20 protein-coding genes and 1 pseudogene are annotated in these 16213 nt (G+C 41.3%); 13 read left to right on the top strand and 8 right to left on the bottom strand.

Annotation, left to right across the window (positions count from 1 at the left end; all coding sequences use genetic code 11):
• The first annotated feature begins 63 nt into the window (after window positions 1-63).
• Together C5N92_RS00670 and C5N92_RS00675 are read left to right on the top strand one after the other, a co-directional pair.
• On the top strand, window positions 64-648 hold the full coding sequence (locus C5N92_RS00670; protein ID WP_111748960.1) for a Crp/Fnr family transcriptional regulator: 585 nt from the start codon (window positions 64-66) through the stop codon (window positions 646-648).
• Window positions 649-723: 75 nt separating this feature from the next.
• Window positions 724-1566 carry an N-acyl homoserine lactonase family protein gene (locus tag C5N92_RS00675; protein WP_111748961.1) on the top strand — a complete coding sequence of 281 codons (843 nt, stop codon included), beginning with the start codon at window positions 724-726 and terminating at the stop codon, window positions 1564-1566.
• Between the two features lie 81 nt (window positions 1567-1647).
• Here C5N92_RS00675 and C5N92_RS00680 read toward each other — a convergent pair whose 3' ends face one another.
• A complete protein-coding gene (locus tag C5N92_RS00680) occupies window positions 1648-2538 on the bottom strand; it encodes an AraC family transcriptional regulator (RefSeq protein ID WP_111748962.1) in 891 nt (296 codons plus the stop codon).
• A 97-nt stretch (window positions 2539-2635) separates the two neighbouring features.
• Here C5N92_RS00680 and C5N92_RS11340 point away from each other — a divergent pair, with 97 nt between their 5' ends.
• A complete protein-coding gene (locus C5N92_RS11340) occupies window positions 2636-3817 on the top strand; it encodes an MFS transporter (RefSeq protein ID WP_111748963.1) in 1182 nt (393 codons plus the stop codon).
• A 78-nt stretch (window positions 3818-3895) separates the two neighbouring features.
• Here the strand turns inward: C5N92_RS11340 and C5N92_RS00690 are convergent, their stop codons facing one another.
• Complete coding sequence (locus C5N92_RS00690) at window positions 3896-4294, bottom strand: MerR family DNA-binding protein (RefSeq protein ID WP_111748964.1); 399 nt, start codon at window positions 4292-4294, stop codon at window positions 3896-3898.
• 72 nt (window positions 4295-4366) lie between these two features.
• Between C5N92_RS00690 and C5N92_RS00695 the strand changes: the two genes are divergently transcribed.
• Window positions 4367-4972: a cation diffusion facilitator family transporter gene (locus C5N92_RS00695; protein ID WP_111748965.1), complete on the top strand. Its 606-nt coding sequence runs from the start codon at window positions 4367-4369 to the stop codon at window positions 4970-4972.
• Window positions 4973-5105: 133 nt separating this feature from the next.
• On the opposite strand, the gene C5N92_RS00700 is transcribed toward C5N92_RS00695, so the two are convergent.
• Entirely contained in the window at window positions 5106-6011 is a 906-nt protein-coding gene (locus tag C5N92_RS00700; RefSeq protein WP_111748966.1) for a LysR family transcriptional regulator, read from the bottom strand.
• 186 nt (window positions 6012-6197) lie between these two features.
• Between C5N92_RS00700 and C5N92_RS11400 the strand changes: the two genes are divergently transcribed.
• The 5 genes from C5N92_RS11400 to C5N92_RS00720 all read left to right on the top strand — a co-directional run bounded on the left by C5N92_RS11400 (window position 6198) and on the right by C5N92_RS00720 (window position 8826).
• Window positions 6198-6455 carry an aldo/keto reductase gene (locus C5N92_RS11400; RefSeq protein WP_255409107.1) on the top strand — a complete coding sequence of 86 codons (258 nt, stop codon included), beginning with the start codon at window positions 6198-6200 and terminating at the stop codon, window positions 6453-6455.
• A 32-nt stretch (window positions 6456-6487) separates the two neighbouring features.
• Window positions 6488-7141, top strand: a complete 654-nt coding sequence (locus tag C5N92_RS00705) for an aldo/keto reductase (protein WP_255409108.1) — start codon at window positions 6488-6490, stop codon at window positions 7139-7141.
• Between the two features lie 18 nt (window positions 7142-7159).
• Window positions 7160-7864 carry a putative quinol monooxygenase gene (locus C5N92_RS00710; protein WP_111748967.1) on the top strand — a complete coding sequence of 235 codons (705 nt, stop codon included), beginning with the start codon at window positions 7160-7162 and terminating at the stop codon, window positions 7862-7864.
• A 101-nt stretch (window positions 7865-7965) separates the two neighbouring features.
• A complete protein-coding gene (locus C5N92_RS00715; protein WP_111748968.1) occupies window positions 7966-8517 on the top strand; it encodes an NAD(P)H-dependent oxidoreductase in 552 nt (183 codons plus the stop codon).
• Between the two features lie 9 nt (window positions 8518-8526).
• On the top strand, window positions 8527-8826 hold the full coding sequence (locus tag C5N92_RS00720; RefSeq protein ID WP_111748969.1) for a YciI family protein: 300 nt from the start codon (window positions 8527-8529) through the stop codon (window positions 8824-8826).
• Between the two features lie 90 nt (window positions 8827-8916).
• Here the strand turns inward: C5N92_RS00720 and C5N92_RS00725 are convergent, their stop codons facing one another.
• From C5N92_RS00725 to C5N92_RS00740, 4 genes are all read right to left on the bottom strand, one after another.
• Window positions 8917-10125 (bottom strand): ATP-binding protein, encoded by a 1209-nt coding sequence (locus C5N92_RS00725; RefSeq protein ID WP_111748970.1) that lies wholly within the window; start codon window positions 10123-10125, stop codon window positions 8917-8919.
• A gap of 160 nt (window positions 10126-10285) precedes the next feature.
• Window positions 10286-10945, bottom strand: a complete 660-nt coding sequence (locus tag C5N92_RS00730; protein WP_111748971.1) for an HXXEE domain-containing protein — start codon at window positions 10943-10945, stop codon at window positions 10286-10288.
• A gap of 10 nt (window positions 10946-10955) precedes the next feature.
• Window positions 10956-11618 carry an HXXEE domain-containing protein gene (locus C5N92_RS00735; RefSeq protein ID WP_111748972.1) on the bottom strand — a complete coding sequence of 221 codons (663 nt, stop codon included), beginning with the start codon at window positions 11616-11618 and terminating at the stop codon, window positions 10956-10958.
• A 242-nt stretch (window positions 11619-11860) separates the two neighbouring features.
• Window positions 11861-12286 (bottom strand): DUF6530 family protein, encoded by a 426-nt coding sequence (locus C5N92_RS00740; RefSeq protein WP_111748973.1) that lies wholly within the window; start codon window positions 12284-12286, stop codon window positions 11861-11863.
• A 231-nt stretch (window positions 12287-12517) separates the two neighbouring features.
• Here C5N92_RS00740 and C5N92_RS00745 point away from each other — a divergent pair, with 231 nt between their 5' ends.
• A complete protein-coding gene (locus tag C5N92_RS00745) occupies window positions 12518-13069 on the top strand; it encodes a TetR/AcrR family transcriptional regulator (RefSeq protein WP_111748974.1) in 552 nt (183 codons plus the stop codon).
• 45 nt (window positions 13070-13114) lie between these two features.
• Here the strand turns inward: C5N92_RS00745 and C5N92_RS00750 are convergent.
• Window positions 13115-13516: pseudogene (locus C5N92_RS00750) on the bottom strand (virulence RhuM family protein); the annotation flags it as partial.
• Between the two features lie 414 nt (window positions 13517-13930).
• Here C5N92_RS00750 and C5N92_RS11345 point away from each other — a divergent pair.
• The 3 genes from C5N92_RS11345 to C5N92_RS00760 all read left to right on the top strand — a co-directional run bounded on the left by C5N92_RS11345 (window position 13931) and on the right by C5N92_RS00760 (window position 16199).
• Window positions 13931-14191: a ferric reductase-like transmembrane domain-containing protein gene (locus C5N92_RS11345; protein WP_238138414.1), complete on the top strand. Its 261-nt coding sequence runs from the start codon at window positions 13931-13933 to the stop codon at window positions 14189-14191.
• On the top strand, window positions 14167-14523 hold the full coding sequence (locus C5N92_RS11350; RefSeq protein ID WP_238138415.1) for a ferredoxin reductase domain-containing protein: 357 nt from the start codon (window positions 14167-14169) through the stop codon (window positions 14521-14523). Before C5N92_RS11345 ends, C5N92_RS11350 begins: the two co-directional genes overlap by 25 nt.
• 497 nt (window positions 14524-15020) lie before the next feature.
• On the top strand, window positions 15021-16199 hold the full coding sequence (locus C5N92_RS00760; protein WP_111748975.1) for an ATP-grasp domain-containing protein: 1179 nt from the start codon (window positions 15021-15023) through the stop codon (window positions 16197-16199).
• The last annotated feature ends 14 nt before the right edge of the window (window positions 16200-16213 follow it).

Consider the following 16213-nt stretch of genomic DNA (forward strand, 5'->3'; position numbering starts at 1 on the left):
TTAAAAATAGCCCCTTGTTCTTGCTATAATACTTTTCACCTATTCCACACAACTGTTTCCCTTATGCCTTTAACTACGTATCTCAACCACGTTCGCACGCTTTGCCCGTTATTGAGCGAAGATGAAATTGCCATTTTTGCTCAGGGATTATGTGTTCAAACCTTATCGCCAAAGCAGTCGCTGTTAGCAAGCGGTGAGATTCCACAGAAAGTTTACTATATCGTAAAAGGCTTGATTAAAGCGGTTTATACTAATGATGAAGGCGAACAGGTCAATGTGAATTTTTTCCGCGAAGGTATGGCGGTGGTGGATTATCAAGCATTACGCACACAAAGCCCAAGCCGATATGACTTTATCGCCATTGAACCTTGTGTGCTAATTGCCGTGCCGTTCTCTCATTTAGAACAATGCTGTTTACAAATGCCACAATTTGAACGGCTTTATCGTTTAAGCCTTGAACAAGCCCTATTTGCCTATGTTCGCCGTACCGAGCGGTTTTTAATCACCAAAGCCGAACAGCGTTATTTGGATTTTATGCACGCCGAACCTGAATTATTCAAACGGCTGTCTGTGAGCGATTTAAGTTCTTATCTGGGCATTCAACGCCAAAGCCTGACCCGTATCAGAAAACAACTACTTGTAAAATGACACATTTGTGTCAGGCAGTTTTGCTTTTTGTCGTTATAATGCTCACATAATCTAATCATTTAAAGGTACAAACAAATGAGCATTCAAATTCACCCTATCCAAACAGGCGATGTACAAATTAAAAGTAAACACCAAGTGGCTCGTTTTCACGCCAGAGTCGCCCGAGTGTTTGATGTACTGATTGATCGACACTGGTCGCCACGTTTGCCTATTGGCTGTTATTTAATCGAGCACCCTGAAGGCTTGATTGTGGTGGATACGGGCGAGAGTTCTCACGCCAATGATAAAGGCTATCAGCCTTGGTGGCATCTGTTTATGCGTTTTTGTGAACGCCGCTGGGTGAAGCCGACAGAAGAAGTGGGCGAACGCTTAAAAGCAATGGGCGTTGATCCGCTACAGGTCAAATGGGTGGTGATGACCCATATGCACGGCGACCACGCAGGCGGTATTGCCCATTTTCCAAACAGCCAGTTTGTGCTTAGCCAAACCGAAGCCACCGCTTGTTTAGCCAAAAATGGCGTAATGCAAGGCTATTTAAATATGCACTACCCAAGCTGGTTTAAACCAAATGGCATCGAATTTGATGACGGCGAATTTGAAAGTTTCGCTTCGTCCAAAAAACTGACCCAAGATAGCAAAATCCGCCTTGTGCCAACACCGGGGCATACGCTTGGGCATTTATCAGTGGTGGTGGATATGGGAGATCACTATGTGCTATTAGCAGGCGATGCTTCTTATACTGAAGAATCTATGCTAAAAGGCGTAGTGGACGGCGTAGCTGTTGATGCCGATTTACATAACGACAGCACTCGCCGTATGCGAGTACTCTGCCAACGCAAACCAACCATCACCCAGTTCGCTCACGATGAAAACAGCGGTCATCGTTTGGCGAATAAGGTGTTTACGGTGGTAAAGTGAGTGTGTAAGCGGTGGTAATAGGTTGTTTAAAACCTAAAGTTAATAGGAAGTGCCGTCTGAAATTTTATTCAAACGGCATTTTTATGTTTCTGATTTCCCCAACACAGCTTGACGATAATCGCGCGGGCTTAATCCTGTTTTTGCTTTGAAATATTGCGTAAAATGGCTAGGTTGGTTGAAGCCAACTTCGCTAGCGATCCAACCAATCGGTTTGTCGGTGTCGTGAAGCAATTCGGTGGCTTTGGCTAGCCGCCACTCAATTAAATAGCGGTAAGGTGTGGTATTCAAGCTGGTTTTAAAACAACGCAAACATTCAGACTTACTCACATTGGCATAAGCTGCCAACTTTTCCAAACTGATATCTTCTTGATAATGTTGCTCAATATAATGCAAAAATTTTCCCATTCGTTCATTAAGTTTACTTTTAGGTACAGATTCATTTGGCAGTAAATGCTTGCCCATTTCTAACCAGAGTGAACAAAGCGTCAGCAACACTTCATAATGGTAATGCGCACTTTGTTGGCGTTCTAATTGCAATAATTTTTTCAAAAATATCAAGACATTGTGTTGCCATAAAGAATGAGACGATAAGTGACACGCCGTTATCACAGGCGATTCAACAACATGACGAACCCACGTTTGCACAGGACTGTTGTCATAGAAATAAAGCAAATGATCGAAAAACAAAAAATTATAGTATCGGCATTCACCCACATAATTCACCACATGAATCGCTCGCTTATTGATAAATAAGCCTTCACCTGCGCCGATACGAAAAGTTTGTTCCAAGGTTTGCACTTCAACTTCCCCTTGTTCTACATAAACAAACTGCAGTTCATCATGCCAATGCATAACACGAAAGCCCATATTTTGTGGAGAGATATCATTGTTATCCCCTGTTAATACAAGATAGGGAAAATCGGTTTCGCTTGGGAAATTACTGGAATGGTTGTAGTGTTCGTAAATAGTCATTTGGCGATATTTGGATAATTTATGGTGCTATTTTACTATTAAAATCTAAAATTAGGTGATATTTTCTTATTTTAACTTTTTCATCTATAAATACATTATGAATCACTCATCATCTCAAAAAATGGTTATGCCGATTTTACTTGCCGTTTCATTAACACATTTGTTTAACGATGTTATTCAAGCAGTTGTTACGGCAATTTATCCTATGCTGAAAAGCAATTATGCACTCAGTTTTACGCAAATCGGTTTGATTTCATTAGCTTATCAAATCACCGCTTCACTGATTCAGCCTTGGATTGGTTTGCACACCGATAAATTTCCCAAGCCGTATTTATTGCCGTCAGGCATGGTCATCACCTTGTGCGGTATTGTGGCATTAGCTTATGCACCGAATTTTTATGTTTTGTTATTATCGGGCGTGATAATCGGTTTAGGTTCGGCGATTTTTCACCCTGAAGCGTCTCGAGTAGCACGTACCGCTTCCAACGGGCATTTCGGCACGGCACAAGCGGCTTTTCAAGTGGGCGGAAATACAGGATCGGCACTGGGTCCATTGTTGGTGGCGGTGTGGGTTGCTCAACGTGGTCAAGAATCGGTTTTAGTACTGATTCCGATTGCTTTATTGGCGATTGCGGTTTTGTACTATATTAGCCGTTGGACGATTGCCTATCAAAACCGTGTACAAGCAACGAGCCAGTCACACACAACTTATCGCTTACAACGCAACGAATTAGGGCGAGCATTGAGTATTATTGCGTTGTTGATGGTGGTAAAATTTACTTACATTGCCAGCTTAAGCAATTATTTCACGTTTTTCTTGATAGAAAAATTTGCTTTAAGTCTCTCACAAGCACAATTATGTCTATTTGCTTTTATGGGGGCAGTTGCTGTCGGAACGTTTGCCGGTGGACCAATCGGCGACCGTATCGGACGTTATACGGTGATTTGGTTTTCGTTTGTCGGTATGGTGCCGTTTGCGCTTGTGTTGCCTTATGCCAATTTGCTCGGCACGATGGTGTGTGCGATTGGTGCAGGGCTAATTATGTCATCGGCGTTTTCTGCGATGATTGTATATGCACAAGAAGCGATTCCTAATCGAGTAGGTTTGATTTCGGGTGCGATGTTTGGTTTTATGTTTGGCATTAGCGGTATCGGTTCTGCCTTGCTCGGTATGTGGGCAGACAAGTATGGCATTCAATCCATTTTTCAATTTTGCGCTTATTTGCCTTTGCTTGGCGTAGTGGCTTGGGCGTTACCAAAACACAAGGTTCGGGATTGATTTTAGAGCTGATTGCCTGAGAAATTTTGCAGACAAAATCTGCAAAATTTCTTCAAAATCCGACCGCTTGTAACTTTATCAATCCCCCTTAATCCCCTGAATCACCCTGCAATGTTCCACATCATCTTCCTTACACCCCACAAACTGTTCCAAAAACTGTTGAACCTGTTGTAGTTGTTCAATTTGCTGGGTGATGTGAGTAAGGTGTTTTTGTGCCAAATCATCTGCCATTTGACAGCGATTGTTTGGATTATCTTGCAGACGGCAAAGTTGCCTGATTTCGTCCAAACTAAACCCAATAGCACGGCAGGTTTTCACAAAACGCAGTTGAGTAAGCTGATGTTCGCCAAACAGACGATAGCCGTTCGCTTGCCGTTGTGCGGGGGTAATCAAGCCTATCTTTTCATAATGGCGAATGGTCTCTAAATTCACACCGCTTGCTTTGCTTAATTCACTGATTTTAAAAAATGTGCTCATCGCCTATTGACCCTGTAATGGTTACGGAGTTTACAGTGTACACCACTTTAAACACAAACTCACGGAGATAATATGGCGTGTTCAACTTGTAGCAGTACACAAACTGCACACTTTTCTCATCAATATCGCAAAGCTTTATGGATTGCGTTCGGGCTAAATTTAACGATGTTTGCGGTCGAAATCATCATGGGTATTAAAGCTGGTTCGGTGTCCTTGCTGTCGGACAGTTTGGATTTCTTTGGCGACAGTGCTAACTATTTGATTAGCTTGATTGTTTTACCGATGGCGTTAAGCTACCGAGCCAAAGCGTCACTGCTCAAAGGAGCAACAATGGGTGGATTTGGCATCTTTATTCTGTTTACCACTTTGTATAACTGGTTTTACGGCGAAATCCCCAATCATAGCGAAATGAGCGTTGTCGGCGTGTTAGCCTTACTCACCAACCTAACGGCATTGTGGGTGTTATACCGTTTTCGTGAGGGCGACAGCAATATACGTGGCGTGTGGCTCTGTTCAAGAAATGACGCGATTGGCAATGTCGCTGTGATTTTGGCAGGTGTGGCGGTTTATTTCACCCAATCCAAATACCCTGATTTGATTGTTGCCTTTGTGTTGTCATTTTTAGCCATTCAAGCAGCGAAAGAGATTATTTCACAAGCTTGGCAGGAGTTGAGATAGGGGAAAGCGGTTGGATTTGGTAAGAAATTTGCAAATTGCAAAATCTTTCCAAAATCCGACCGCTCTTTACAATAAAAGAGCCATAGTGTGGCTCAGTTTAACGAATCTAGCACGGCTCGTGCTAGAGCTTTTCCTAAAGCCCCAATTCCGCCTTTTCCAGCAAGAAATCAATCAATGCACGGACTCGGGCGGGCTTTTGGTTGTGTTGTAGGTAGTAAAGATACATTGGGGGAAAGGATTTCCAATATTTTTCCAAAACAGGGACAAAGTTTTCTTTATCGGCTTGTTGGGCGACCACGGGTTCAAACACGCGTCCGATGCCCAGCCCTTCGCGGATGGCATCCATTACCACTTCTAAATTATTGGCGACAAAGCTAGTCGGCATTTCCACGCTGACATCTTGCCCTTTCTCACTCAAGGTCAAAGGAAATAAACGGTTCGAGGTTGTAAAGCGGAAATTGATTAAACGATGATCGTGCAAATCGCTCAATTTCTTCGGCATTTTATGCTGTGTGAAATAGTCGGACGATCCATAAACGCCCAAGCGAATGGGGTTGAGCAGCTTTTTCGCCACCATATTTTCCGCCACTTTATCGCCAAAACGAATGCCCACGTCAAAATTTTCTTTGAGAATATCCACCGTGCCGTCATCAATGGCAATTTCCAGCTGCACGTTCGGGTAACGGCGGCAAAATTCCGCAAAGTGCGGTTTTAAAATCAGCCAATAGGCAACGCGTGGAATAGTCATTCGCACCACGCCCGAAGGCGTATTTTTCAAATCTTGCGTGCTTTCCACCGCGGACGAAAGAGATTTGATGATGTCTTTCGTGCTTTCGTATAAATGCACGCCCGCTTCGGTAAGTTCCATTCGGCGAGTGGTGCGGTTGAATAGGGGCAAACCGATGTGTTGTTCAAGCAATTTAAGCGATTGGCTGATAGACGGCGGTGCAATTTCTAATTTACGCGACGCCCCTGCGATTGAGCCTTCTTCAACAATGCTGTGAAAAGCAGTGAGATAACCGAAAATGGAACTATTCATTTTATTGCCTTATTGTTAGTTTTTTCCTAATAGTGAATTATATATTTCCTATCTTATCATTACAAATATAACGTTTATAATGACCGCATTTTATGGAAACAAACAACAAGCGGTTATATTTGCAAAATGTTTTACAAAATCGACCGCTCTTTCAACATAATCAACATTCAAAACAAGGAGTACACAATGAAACAATTACCTAAAATCGCACTTGGCACTTGGTCTTGGGGCGTGGGAATGTTTGGCGGCGATACCGTGTTCGGCAACCATTTAACCGAATCCCAAATGAAAGAGGTGTTCGAGGCAGCAATCGCCAACGGCTTGAATTTATGGGATACCGCTTATGCTTATGGCTTGGGTGACTCAGAGAAAGAATTGGGTAAATTTATCCGTGAACAACCGAAAGGCAGCGTGATTTTATCTACCAAATTTACCCAAATTTAGCGGACGAAACCCAAGCGGATCCGTTTATCTCAATGCTTGAAGGCAGCCTTGAACGTTTGGGCGTGGACGAAATCGATATTTACTGGATTCACAACTCGCTGGACGTAGAACGTTGGTCGCCATACTTAATCCCTGCCTTAAAAAGTGGCAAAGTGAAAGCCGTGGGTGTGTCGAACCACAGTCTTGAACAAGTGAAATGCGTAAACGAAATTTTGGGTGCCGAAGGCTTTAAGATTGACGCGGTTCAAAACCATTTCAGCCTGCTTTACCGCAATTCCATTGATGACGGCTTGCTGGATTATTGCAAACAAAACGGCATTACGTTCTTCTCGTATATGGTGTTAGAACAAGGGGCGTTAAGCGGTCGCTACAACGTGGCAAATCCGCTGCCTGAAGGCTCAATGCGTGCGGCGACTTACAATAAAGTGTTGCCACAATTGGAAAAACTCACCAATGCAATGGCAGAAATGGGCAAAGCTCAAGGCGTAAGTGCAGCACAAATTGCTTTAGCGTGGGCGATTCACAAAGGCACGTTGCCGATTGTGGGGGCGACCAAAATTCATCACGTAACTGACGCAGCCAAAGCGGCACAGGTGGTTTTAACAGATGAACAAGTGGCACAGTTAGAACAACTTGCTAAAGACACCGGCGTAGATACACGCGGTGGCTGGGAAGGCGAGGCGTAATTGAATAGAGAAAACACAATGAAAAAACTACTTACCACCCTTTTACTCTCAACCGCCGTTACCGCACAGGCAGCGCCGATAATGAATATTTTTGAATTAGGTATCAAAGCAGGGCAAACGGCGGCTTATGATGAAGTGGGCAAATATAACATTACCGCGTCCGTTCAGAACGAAAAAGGCACGTTGGCGATGTATTCGGCAAAGCGGAAAAATAATCCTGAAATGGCGTATATGTTTGAAATTTATGCGGATAACGATGCCTATCAAACCCACATTCAATCACCGCAATATCGCTTTTTCTTGCAAAAATCGCCTGAGCTTTTGACGGATCATAAACGCAAAATCAATGTAGAACCGCAGTATTTGGCAGATAAAAAAGTGGAACAAACCGCACAAACCATCAATAATTTTGTGATGGTGGAGGTTAAACCTGAGTTTAATCAAGCCTTTCGTGAGATTGTGATTGCGGAAATGGCACAGTCAATGAAAGTGGAGCAAGATGTGTTGGCGATGTATGCGGTAACGGATAAAGAAAAGCCGACTCGTTGGTATTTTTATGAAATCTACGCCAGCGAACAAGCCTATCAACAACATCGCCAAACCGCCCATTTTAAAGATTATTTAAAACAAACGGCGGATATGTTGCAAGGCAAAGAAATGATTGAGATCACCCCGGCTTTCTTGATGAATAAAGGCTCAGTGCAATTTAATACGTTGCCATAATTATTCGTTTTAGCCTAATAAAGAATTAGGTATTGAGCGACTTATCAACCTCAATAAAAAACGTATAATGATGCCATCAACCACGAAAAAGGACAGAAAAAATGAGCAACGTATTGATTATTTCAGGACACCCAAATTTAACGAAATCTATCGCAAATGCAGCGATTATCAGCGAATTAGAAACCTTGTTACCGAATGCGGAAATTCGCAAATTGGATCAACTTCACGATCATTATGAATTTGATGTGAAAGATGAACAACGTACGGTGGAACAAGCGGATGTGATTGTGTGGCAAGTGCCGTTTTATTGGTATTCAATGCCAGCCTTAATGAAAAAATGGCTGGACGACACCTTCGTTCACGGCTTTGCCCACGGTTCAACTGCTAAATTAGCGGGCAAGAAATTATTGGTTTCCATCACCACTGGTGCACCAGAAAGCGTGTACCAAAAAGACGGTTTCTTCCAACACACAATGGAAGATTATTTAGCGGGTTTTGAAACTACGGCGATTTTATGCAACTTGGATTATCAAGGGGCAATGTGGCTCAACGGTGTAAGCTATGTAGGGCGTGATGAACAAGCCATTCAAACCCAACAAGCGGACGCCAAAGCCTACGCGAAAAAATTAGCCGACAAAATCAACCGTTTATAGGAGCAAACGATGTACATTATTGATATTGTGTTAGACACGCAAAAAATCCCAGCCGAACAAGCCGATGAATTACTCAACCAACACCGTGCGTGGTTTGCCAAATATTTTCAGGCAGGCAATTTTTTAATGCTTGGTCCTTACCTAGACCAAGCCGCCGCCGGCGTGATTATCGCCCACGCCCCAAGCCGTGCAGCCTTAGACGAAATTTTAGCGGAAGATGTCTATTTCCCAACCCAGCAAGCCGCTTATACCGTGCGTGAATTTAAAGCCGCAATGGTGGCGGATGCGACTCAATTTCAGGGGCAATAAGGCTTAACAATGCTCAAAGAGCGGTTGGATTTTTGGGATTTTTTGCAAATTGCAAAAATGTCTTAAAATCCAACCGCTCTTTTCCATCAATTAACCCATCAACTTCACCAAAAACGCTCTTAAACTCAAACACTCAATACCTTCAAAAGTATTGCCGTCAAATTCGTCCATCGTGACGACAAATTTCGGGTAATTGTCTTGAATTTTCAGTAAATTGCCGAATTCTCGTTCTAACGTTTTCTCTTCGTTAATAGTGAGTGTGGCTTGAACGTAAATCCGTTCGCCGTCTTTTTCGGCGACAAAATCGATCTCTTGGCTGTTTAAACCGCCGACTTTGACATCATAACCAGCGATTTGTAAGTGATTAAAAATGCAGTTTTCCAACAATTTCCCCCGATCTTGCACACGATAACCGATTAAGGCGTTACGCAAGCCGAGATCTTCAAAATAGTATTTTTCGCCGATTTCAAAAATCCGTTTACCTTCAATATCATAGCGTGGCACTTTGTGGATCAGAAAGGCGTTGGCAAGGTATTCGGCGTAGTTTTGCACTTGAGTGGTGTTGGCGGAAATTCTTTGCGATTTGAGAAAATCACTGATTTTTTTCGCCGAAAACAGATTGCCTATATTACTCGCCAAAAATTGAGCCAACTGCTCTAAAAATTGCACATTTCTCAGGGCGTAGCGGTTCACAATATCCCGAATAGCAATGGTGGAATAGATATTCCGCAAATACTCAAACACCACATTATCCTGCAACGGCAACTCTTTCAAATAGGGCAAACCGCCGTATTTCAAAAATTGCGACATCGCTTTATCGCCCTCTTCTAACTGCATAAATTCCAAAAATTCAAAGTACGAAAGGGAATGAACGTGGATTTCAATCGCTCGACCGCTCAGGGTGCCTGCAATATCTCGTGAAAGCAGGTGAGCGTTGCTACCTGTGCAATATAAATCCAGTTCATCGTCCAACAATAACGAACGAAGTGCGGTATCAAATTCGCTAATCTCTTGAATTTCATCAATAAAAACGTAATTTTTCTGACCGTGCTTTTTGTTTGCAAGGACAAATTCCGCCAGTTCTTCGGCGGTTTTTAAATGGGCAAATACCAAATCTTCTTTGTTGATATAGATGATGTGAGCGGACGGATCGCTGGCTTGAATTTCCTGCATAATTTGCAGTAACAGATAACTTTTCCCCACACGGCGTTGCCCCGTGAAGACTTTAATCAGTGATTTGTTTATAAACGGACGCACTCGCTCTAAATAGTGTTTGCGGAAAATCAGATCTTTTTTCATGGTTTACTCCATTGGTTTATGGTGTAAACTTTACTGACAAATTGTAAAAGTTTCAAGTATAGATAAAACTTTTGTGATTTATTGGAAAGTTTAAGCTATAAACAAGCGGTCGGATTTTGAGAAAAATTTGCAAAAACTCCCAAAAATCCAACCGCACTTTTTATTTATTCGCTAAATGCGGATAGAGCTTATCAAATCGTGCCATTTCCGCTTGGCTAAAGTGATAAGGGCTATCAAGGCGTTGCCAGATTTTCGGGATCAGCACTCGCACCACGCCGCCATACCACAGCACCATCAACAACGTGCCGATCACATAGTCCCACATTGTCGCAAGGTGGTGAGTTTCGATATGGTAAACGTAGGCGATAAACAGCGGAACGTGTCCTAAAGCCGTGGTGGCAAGCCCTGCGTTGTAGCGAGATTTGAGCATCACATTATTTACCACGCCGTGCATCAGCAACTGTGCCATGCCGCCGAAAATCATCGGTACAAGCCCTAACCAAATTTGTTCAGGGAAAAACACAGGCACAAGATACATCACGATTGCCGTCCCCCAGTTGATCCACAATGCCGACATCGGATTGAGCGGGTAACGGTCGGGGGCAGGGCTGTTTTTCATCGCGAACATCGTATTGCAGAATTTCGGAAATCCGCCAGGGAAACCAAATTCTTCAAAAAAGTGCAGAAAAATCACGCCCAAATTGAGCAACGCCAACGCCTGCAAATAATGCCAATGCGACCAAGTAACCACCGTAAACAGTAAAATAGCCACGCCGATCACGGCACTTAGGTTATACCATTGTTTTAAAATAAATTTCATCGAGTTTTCCTTATTTCAAGCGACAAAGTGCGGTGATTTTTTTGAATTTTTCATATTGCTCGTCCGTAATCGGATAGGGCGTATTCGGATTTTTAAAATACTGCACAGGGGCAATGGTCGTCACCAACAGTAAACCGACAAAACCCAATCCGCCCAACGCCCAATCCCAGCCTGAAACTAGTTCGTGCGAATTAATGTAATAAAAATAATAACTTGCAATCGGGATAAACAAAAACAGCACAGACGCAAGACCAGGGTTATACCACGTTTTCAATGCCTTATTCATTTGAATACCGTGTCCGACAAACTGAAACAGGTTAAAACACATCGTGCCAATGCCCAGCCAAATCCAGTCAGGAAAAATCACGGCAACAGTGTAAGCAATATGCGCCAAGGTATTGACCCACATAGAAGAATGCATATTGCCGGGGTAGCGTAGAAAATTTTCCTTTTCGCTAAAAGTCGCCAGATTGATAATCACAGGCGCACCACCGGGTAGCACATATTCTTCAAACTGATGAATGAGCAATGCCATCAAACTTGCCATTAAAATCAGTTGCATATCGCTAAACTGATGTACGCCCAAAAACAGCATATAAAACGCCAACGTAGTAAACACGGGAAAGGTTAGCTTGTACCAAGTGTTTCTATAAAAAGAGATAAAATTTTTCATAACTTTGCTTTGTAATTTGATCGTTGATTAAAACAAGCTCATTGTAGGCGATTTACAAGCGGTCTGAAATGGTGGATATTTTGTAAAATGCAGGGATAACTAGGCAAATTTATAAATCTGTATGTTTATCTTGATGATTTGGGAAATATTGATTATAGGGAAAATAAAAATGCCGTTTGAAACTTCATTCAAACAGCATTTAGACTATCATAAAAAATAATAACTTTATTGCTATTTACTTGCTAGTATCCAATATTTTTTAATGCCAAAGCGAGTCTTTTTAACGGTTCATCTAAATCTTGTTTGATGTAGTTATCATTTAATTTTTCTGTAAGTTCTGATATTAAGTTTTCATCAAGACGTTTGGTAATGATAAAGTCGCTATTGTTTAAGAAGTTGCCATTTTTTACACAACTAATCGCTGAGCATACTAGGGTTGCCAAATCAATAACTCTGTGTAAAGGAATTTCTTCTGATTGACGAGACCATTTTTCTCCAGTGTATCGCCAAATTTTTACAGATAAAGCGTCGTCACCAGAATCTCTCCATTGAGCCAATCCCAAAGATAACCCTTTGGCATCAGTCTCGTTACGATAAGGACCATCAATCTTATCGTAGTTTTCTACTTTTAAAATTGGTGTATGTTTTAGATGGTTTGGGATTTCCATGAATTCTTCCCCTGTTAGTAGTTAATTTACTAAAAATTTTAGTAAAAAACTTACTAGCTGTAAAGTGTTTTCGTACGAGATTTCTCAAAAATTTCATCTGAACCCAAGGCATTGTTATTACTTAAAATATCAAACTTCTTATTTTGCTGAAGCAACCTAGTTAAGCATACAGATTTTTAAATTTTATGCTAATATCAAAGTAATCCCATTCACATTGACGGTAAAAAAATCATGACCGACTTACGTATTCTTCGCACCAAACACGCCATTCGCACCGCCTTTTTGGAATTACTGGAAACACAGGAATTTAAACAGATTTCGGTGCAAGACATTGCTGATAAAGCGATGATTAACCGCAATACCTTTTACAAACACTATTCGGGTAAGAGTGCGTTGGCAAGTGAGATGATCGCTGATTTTAAAGCAGAATACGCCGCTATGTTGCAAAAGCGTTTGGCAACGCCGAATGTGACGGAGGCAATGCAAGAACTGGCTCAAGGACTGTTTCAAAAACGCCGTCAGTTGTTGGCGTTATGGAAAATCGACACTCGCCGACATCATCTCTATCAAGATATGGAAACGATGATTAAACAAACTTTTATTCGCCAAGCGAATAATACATTTCCAGACAAAACAACCGATTGGGATTACCAAGCTACGCTGTTTGCCGTCAATGTGCTGACCACGGCAAGATACTATTTTGAACGGGATCTGATACCGCCATTTCCACAAGTGTTTCATCAATGGCGAGAAATGTTTGCGGTGATGGGGGTGAAAATTTAATTGTGGGTAAGTTTGAGAAAATCTGCAAAGCGTAAATTTTGCTCAAAATTCCACACCCTTTTCCTGTAAGCGTTTTTGGTTAATCGCATAACCTTGCACCAAAAATTGCTTTAAGGTTTGTGTCGCCCACTGGCGAAATTGCGTAGCACGTTTGGAGCTAATGCAATAACCGACTGAAATAATAGCGTCAAGGTTGTAGTGTTTCCGTTTACGAGAAACAGTGCGACTACCTTCATTTTGAACTTGTAAGAAATCCTTACAAGTTGAATTTTTGTCCAGTTCTTGTTCATCGTAAATATTTTTCAGGTGCATTGTGATGTTTTGCGGTTTCACACCAAAGAGACTTGCCATTTGAGCTTGCGTGAGCCACACAGTTTCATTATCTAGCGACACTTGCAGTGAAATTTTGCCATCTTCTGAGATATAAAGTTGAATTTGATTATTCATATTAATCCCTTTTTATATACTGTTTTTATTTTCAGTATTTGTGTAATTATAAACAGTGTTTTTAGAAAGAAAATAGATAAAATTCAATTTTTCGACGCAGATCACAAAATAGATTTTTGCTAAATTTTGCCCGAATCTTACCGCTTGTTATGTGCTATTTTCTCCAAACTGACTAAGTTGTAGATTATTTCAGATGGTATTTTTTGTTGTATTCGCTAGATGTGTAGTCACTTTCAGACTATCTGAATGATTGTATAAAGTTAAAAGTCACTAAGTTCTAAAGAGTTATTTGGCGTAAATTATTTCTAAATATTATTCTAATTTGAGTTTTTTTAAGAAAATAGGCGATAATGTCATGGTTTCAGGTTATCTGATACATCACTTGTATCATTAAAAATATTTCAAAGAACTCATATGAAAAACATTAAATTGATATTACTCGGTTTTTTGATTGTCTCTAGCGGTTTGTGGCTAATAGCGGATACGTTGTTTCCACAACCATTTACTTATTTTGCCTTTCGTGAAGTGATGAACCAATACAGTGGTATCGTGGCATTTGGTGCGATGAGTTTGTGTATGTTGCTGGCGACTCGTCCACGTTGGCTGGAAAATACGTTAAACGGCTTGGATAAAGGCTACCGCTTGCATAAATGGCTGGGGATTACCGCACTTTAGAAGGTGCGTATGGACGATTCACCTTTGACACGCCCCAAAACGAAGCACAAATTTGGGTAGCCACAGGCATCGGCATTACCCCATTTTTAGCACGTTTGGGCGAATTGGCAAAACAGGGCAATCAGCAACAGATTGATTTATATTACAGTTACCGCGACAACACGCCCGAATTTCTCGCGCAACTGCAACAAGCGGCACAACAAGCTAATGTTCGCCTACATTTACACGACTCCGCACAACATGGCCGTTGGGATACCAAACAACTACTGGCACCCATTTCAGATTGGCAAAATACATCATTATGGTATTGTGGCTTAGATGAATTTGGGTAAGCATTGCGTCATACCGCCACGCAACTTGGTTTAGCCAACAGTAAATTCCACCAAGAATTATTTGAAATGAGATAGTGATATTGATGCCGTTTGAATAAGATTCAAACGGCATTTTTCTTTCTATAAAAGTGCGGTGGAAAATTACCTTATTTTCGGCAAGAAAACTGCGTATCTCAAAGTCATTTGCTAGATAAATTCTGGGAAACGATAAAATTCACGATTTTTAGGATCGATTTCTCCAACTAAACGTTTTTTTGATGTCTATGCCATTGTTGAGTGTAAAAGGGGCAAATAAAGAGAGGATTTTGGCTTTATTATAGTTATCCAACTAAAGGAGTGAGAATATTTATAATCTTGGATAGATATTTTACGAATATGAAATTGATACCTTAACTTTTCTTTATTCCATTTTTTTCATGTTATTTTAAACAAATTTCGATTAGAATCTCATCGCAAACAACATTAATTATAATTTGTTCAAATTTAGAGGAAGAACTATGTCCAAACCAATGAACTTTGTGATGATTTCCCCTCACTTTCCTACCAATTTTGAGGCCTTTGCGGTCAGATTGCGTGAAAGTGGTTTTAACACCTTGGGGATCGCAGACACACCTTATGAGCAATTAAGCGAAGGCTTACGCAACTCGCTTACTGAGTATTATCGTGTTGATAATATGGAAGATTATGAACAGGTTTACCGTGCGGTTGGCTACTTTGCTCACAAATATGGTCGCATTGACCGTGTGGAATCCCACAACGAATACTGGCTTGAGTTAGACGCAAAATTGCGTACGGATTTCAACGTATCGGGCTATAAAAACGAAGATATGTTGGCAATCAAAACCAAAGCTCAAATGAAAGAAGTGTTCCGTAAAGCAGGCTTAAAAGTAGCGAAAGGACGTGTGTTTAAAGATGATGAAGACGCGCGCAAATTAGCGAAAGAGCTAAAATTCCCTGTGATCATTAAGCCAAATTCTGGCGTAGGGGCAAGCGATACGTACAAAATCAAATCAGCGGACGAGTTAGAAGCGTTTTTTGGCTATAAAAATGCTCACGTTGAATACATTATGGAAGAGTTTATCGAAGGCGATATCGTGACCTTTGACGGCTTAACCGATAAAGACGGTAACATCGTATTCTACTCAAGCCTTGAGTATTCTGAAGTGGTGTTAGAAACCGTTGAAAAAGACAACGATATGTTCTACTACATTCCACGTGAAATCAAAGAAGATTTAGTGAAATTAGGGCAAAAATGTGTCGATGCCTTTAAAGTGCGTGAGCGTTTCTTCCACTTTGAATACTTCCGTGTTAAGAAAACAGGCGAATTGATGCCACTTGAAATCAACTGTCGTCCGCCAGGTGGTTTAACCATTGATATGTGGAACTATGCAAACGACTTTGACGTGTTCAGAGAATATGCGAATATCGTTAAAGAAAACAAATTCTACTCAAACATCACTCACCCGTGGAATGTGGTTTACATCGCTCGCAAAGCGAACAAAAACTACAAACATACCATTGATGAAGTGTGTCAGAAATTTGCTGGCAATATCATCAGCGTTCAAACCGTTCCGGGCGTTTTCGCTAAAATTATGGGCGAACACGGCATTTTAGCTCGCACGGAAACAATGGAACAAATGCGTGAAATTGCACGTTTTGCACAAGAGAAGCAATAACAAATGAAAAATGT

The sequence above is a fragment of the Glaesserella australis genome (assembly GCF_003260095.1).
GTDB lineage: Bacteria > Pseudomonadota > Gammaproteobacteria > Enterobacterales > Pasteurellaceae > Glaesserella > Glaesserella australis.

Coding starts and splice junctions, on each gene's coding strand:
- C5N92_RS11340 (WP_111748963.1), top strand. CDS start 2,636: ATGAATCACTCATCATCTCAAAAAATGGTTATGCCGATTTTACTTGCC.
- C5N92_RS00725 (WP_111748970.1), bottom strand. CDS start 10,125: ATGAAAAAAGATCTGATTTTCCGCAAACACTATTTAGAGCGAGTGCGT.
- C5N92_RS00680 (WP_111748962.1), bottom strand. CDS start 2,538: ATGACTATTTACGAACACTACAACCATTCCAGTAATTTCCCAAGCGAA.
- C5N92_RS00735 (WP_111748972.1), bottom strand. CDS start 11,618: ATGAAAAATTTTATCTCTTTTTATAGAAACACTTGGTACAAGCTAACC.
- C5N92_RS00730 (WP_111748971.1), bottom strand. CDS start 10,945: ATGAAATTTATTTTAAAACAATGGTATAACCTAAGTGCCGTGATCGGC.
- C5N92_RS00675 (WP_111748961.1), top strand. CDS start 724: ATGAGCATTCAAATTCACCCTATCCAAACAGGCGATGTACAAATTAAA.
- C5N92_RS00715 (WP_111748968.1), top strand. CDS start 7,966: ATGAGCAACGTATTGATTATTTCAGGACACCCAAATTTAACGAAATCT.
- C5N92_RS11345 (WP_238138414.1), top strand. CDS start 13,931: ATGAAAAACATTAAATTGATATTACTCGGTTTTTTGATTGTCTCTAGC.
- C5N92_RS00700 (WP_111748966.1), bottom strand. CDS start 6,011: ATGAATAGTTCCATTTTCGGTTATCTCACTGCTTTTCACAGCATTGTT.
- C5N92_RS00695 (WP_111748965.1), top strand. CDS start 4,367: ATGGCGTGTTCAACTTGTAGCAGTACACAAACTGCACACTTTTCTCAT.
- C5N92_RS00745 (WP_111748974.1), top strand. CDS start 12,518: ATGACCGACTTACGTATTCTTCGCACCAAACACGCCATTCGCACCGCC.
- C5N92_RS11350 (WP_238138415.1), top strand. CDS start 14,167: ATGGCTGGGGATTACCGCACTTTAGAAGGTGCGTATGGACGATTCACC.
- C5N92_RS11400 (WP_255409107.1), top strand. CDS start 6,198: ATGAAACAATTACCTAAAATCGCACTTGGCACTTGGTCTTGGGGCGTG.
- C5N92_RS00670 (WP_111748960.1), top strand. CDS start 64: ATGCCTTTAACTACGTATCTCAACCACGTTCGCACGCTTTGCCCGTTA.
- C5N92_RS00740 (WP_111748973.1), bottom strand. CDS start 12,286: ATGGAAATCCCAAACCATCTAAAACATACACCAATTTTAAAAGTAGAA.
- C5N92_RS00690 (WP_111748964.1), bottom strand. CDS start 4,294: ATGAGCACATTTTTTAAAATCAGTGAATTAAGCAAAGCAAGCGGTGTG.
- C5N92_RS00760 (WP_111748975.1), top strand. CDS start 15,021: ATGTCCAAACCAATGAACTTTGTGATGATTTCCCCTCACTTTCCTACC.
- C5N92_RS00720 (WP_111748969.1), top strand. CDS start 8,527: ATGTACATTATTGATATTGTGTTAGACACGCAAAAAATCCCAGCCGAA.
- C5N92_RS00710 (WP_111748967.1), top strand. CDS start 7,160: ATGAAAAAACTACTTACCACCCTTTTACTCTCAACCGCCGTTACCGCA.
- C5N92_RS00705 (WP_255409108.1), top strand. CDS start 6,488: ATGCTTGAAGGCAGCCTTGAACGTTTGGGCGTGGACGAAATCGATATT.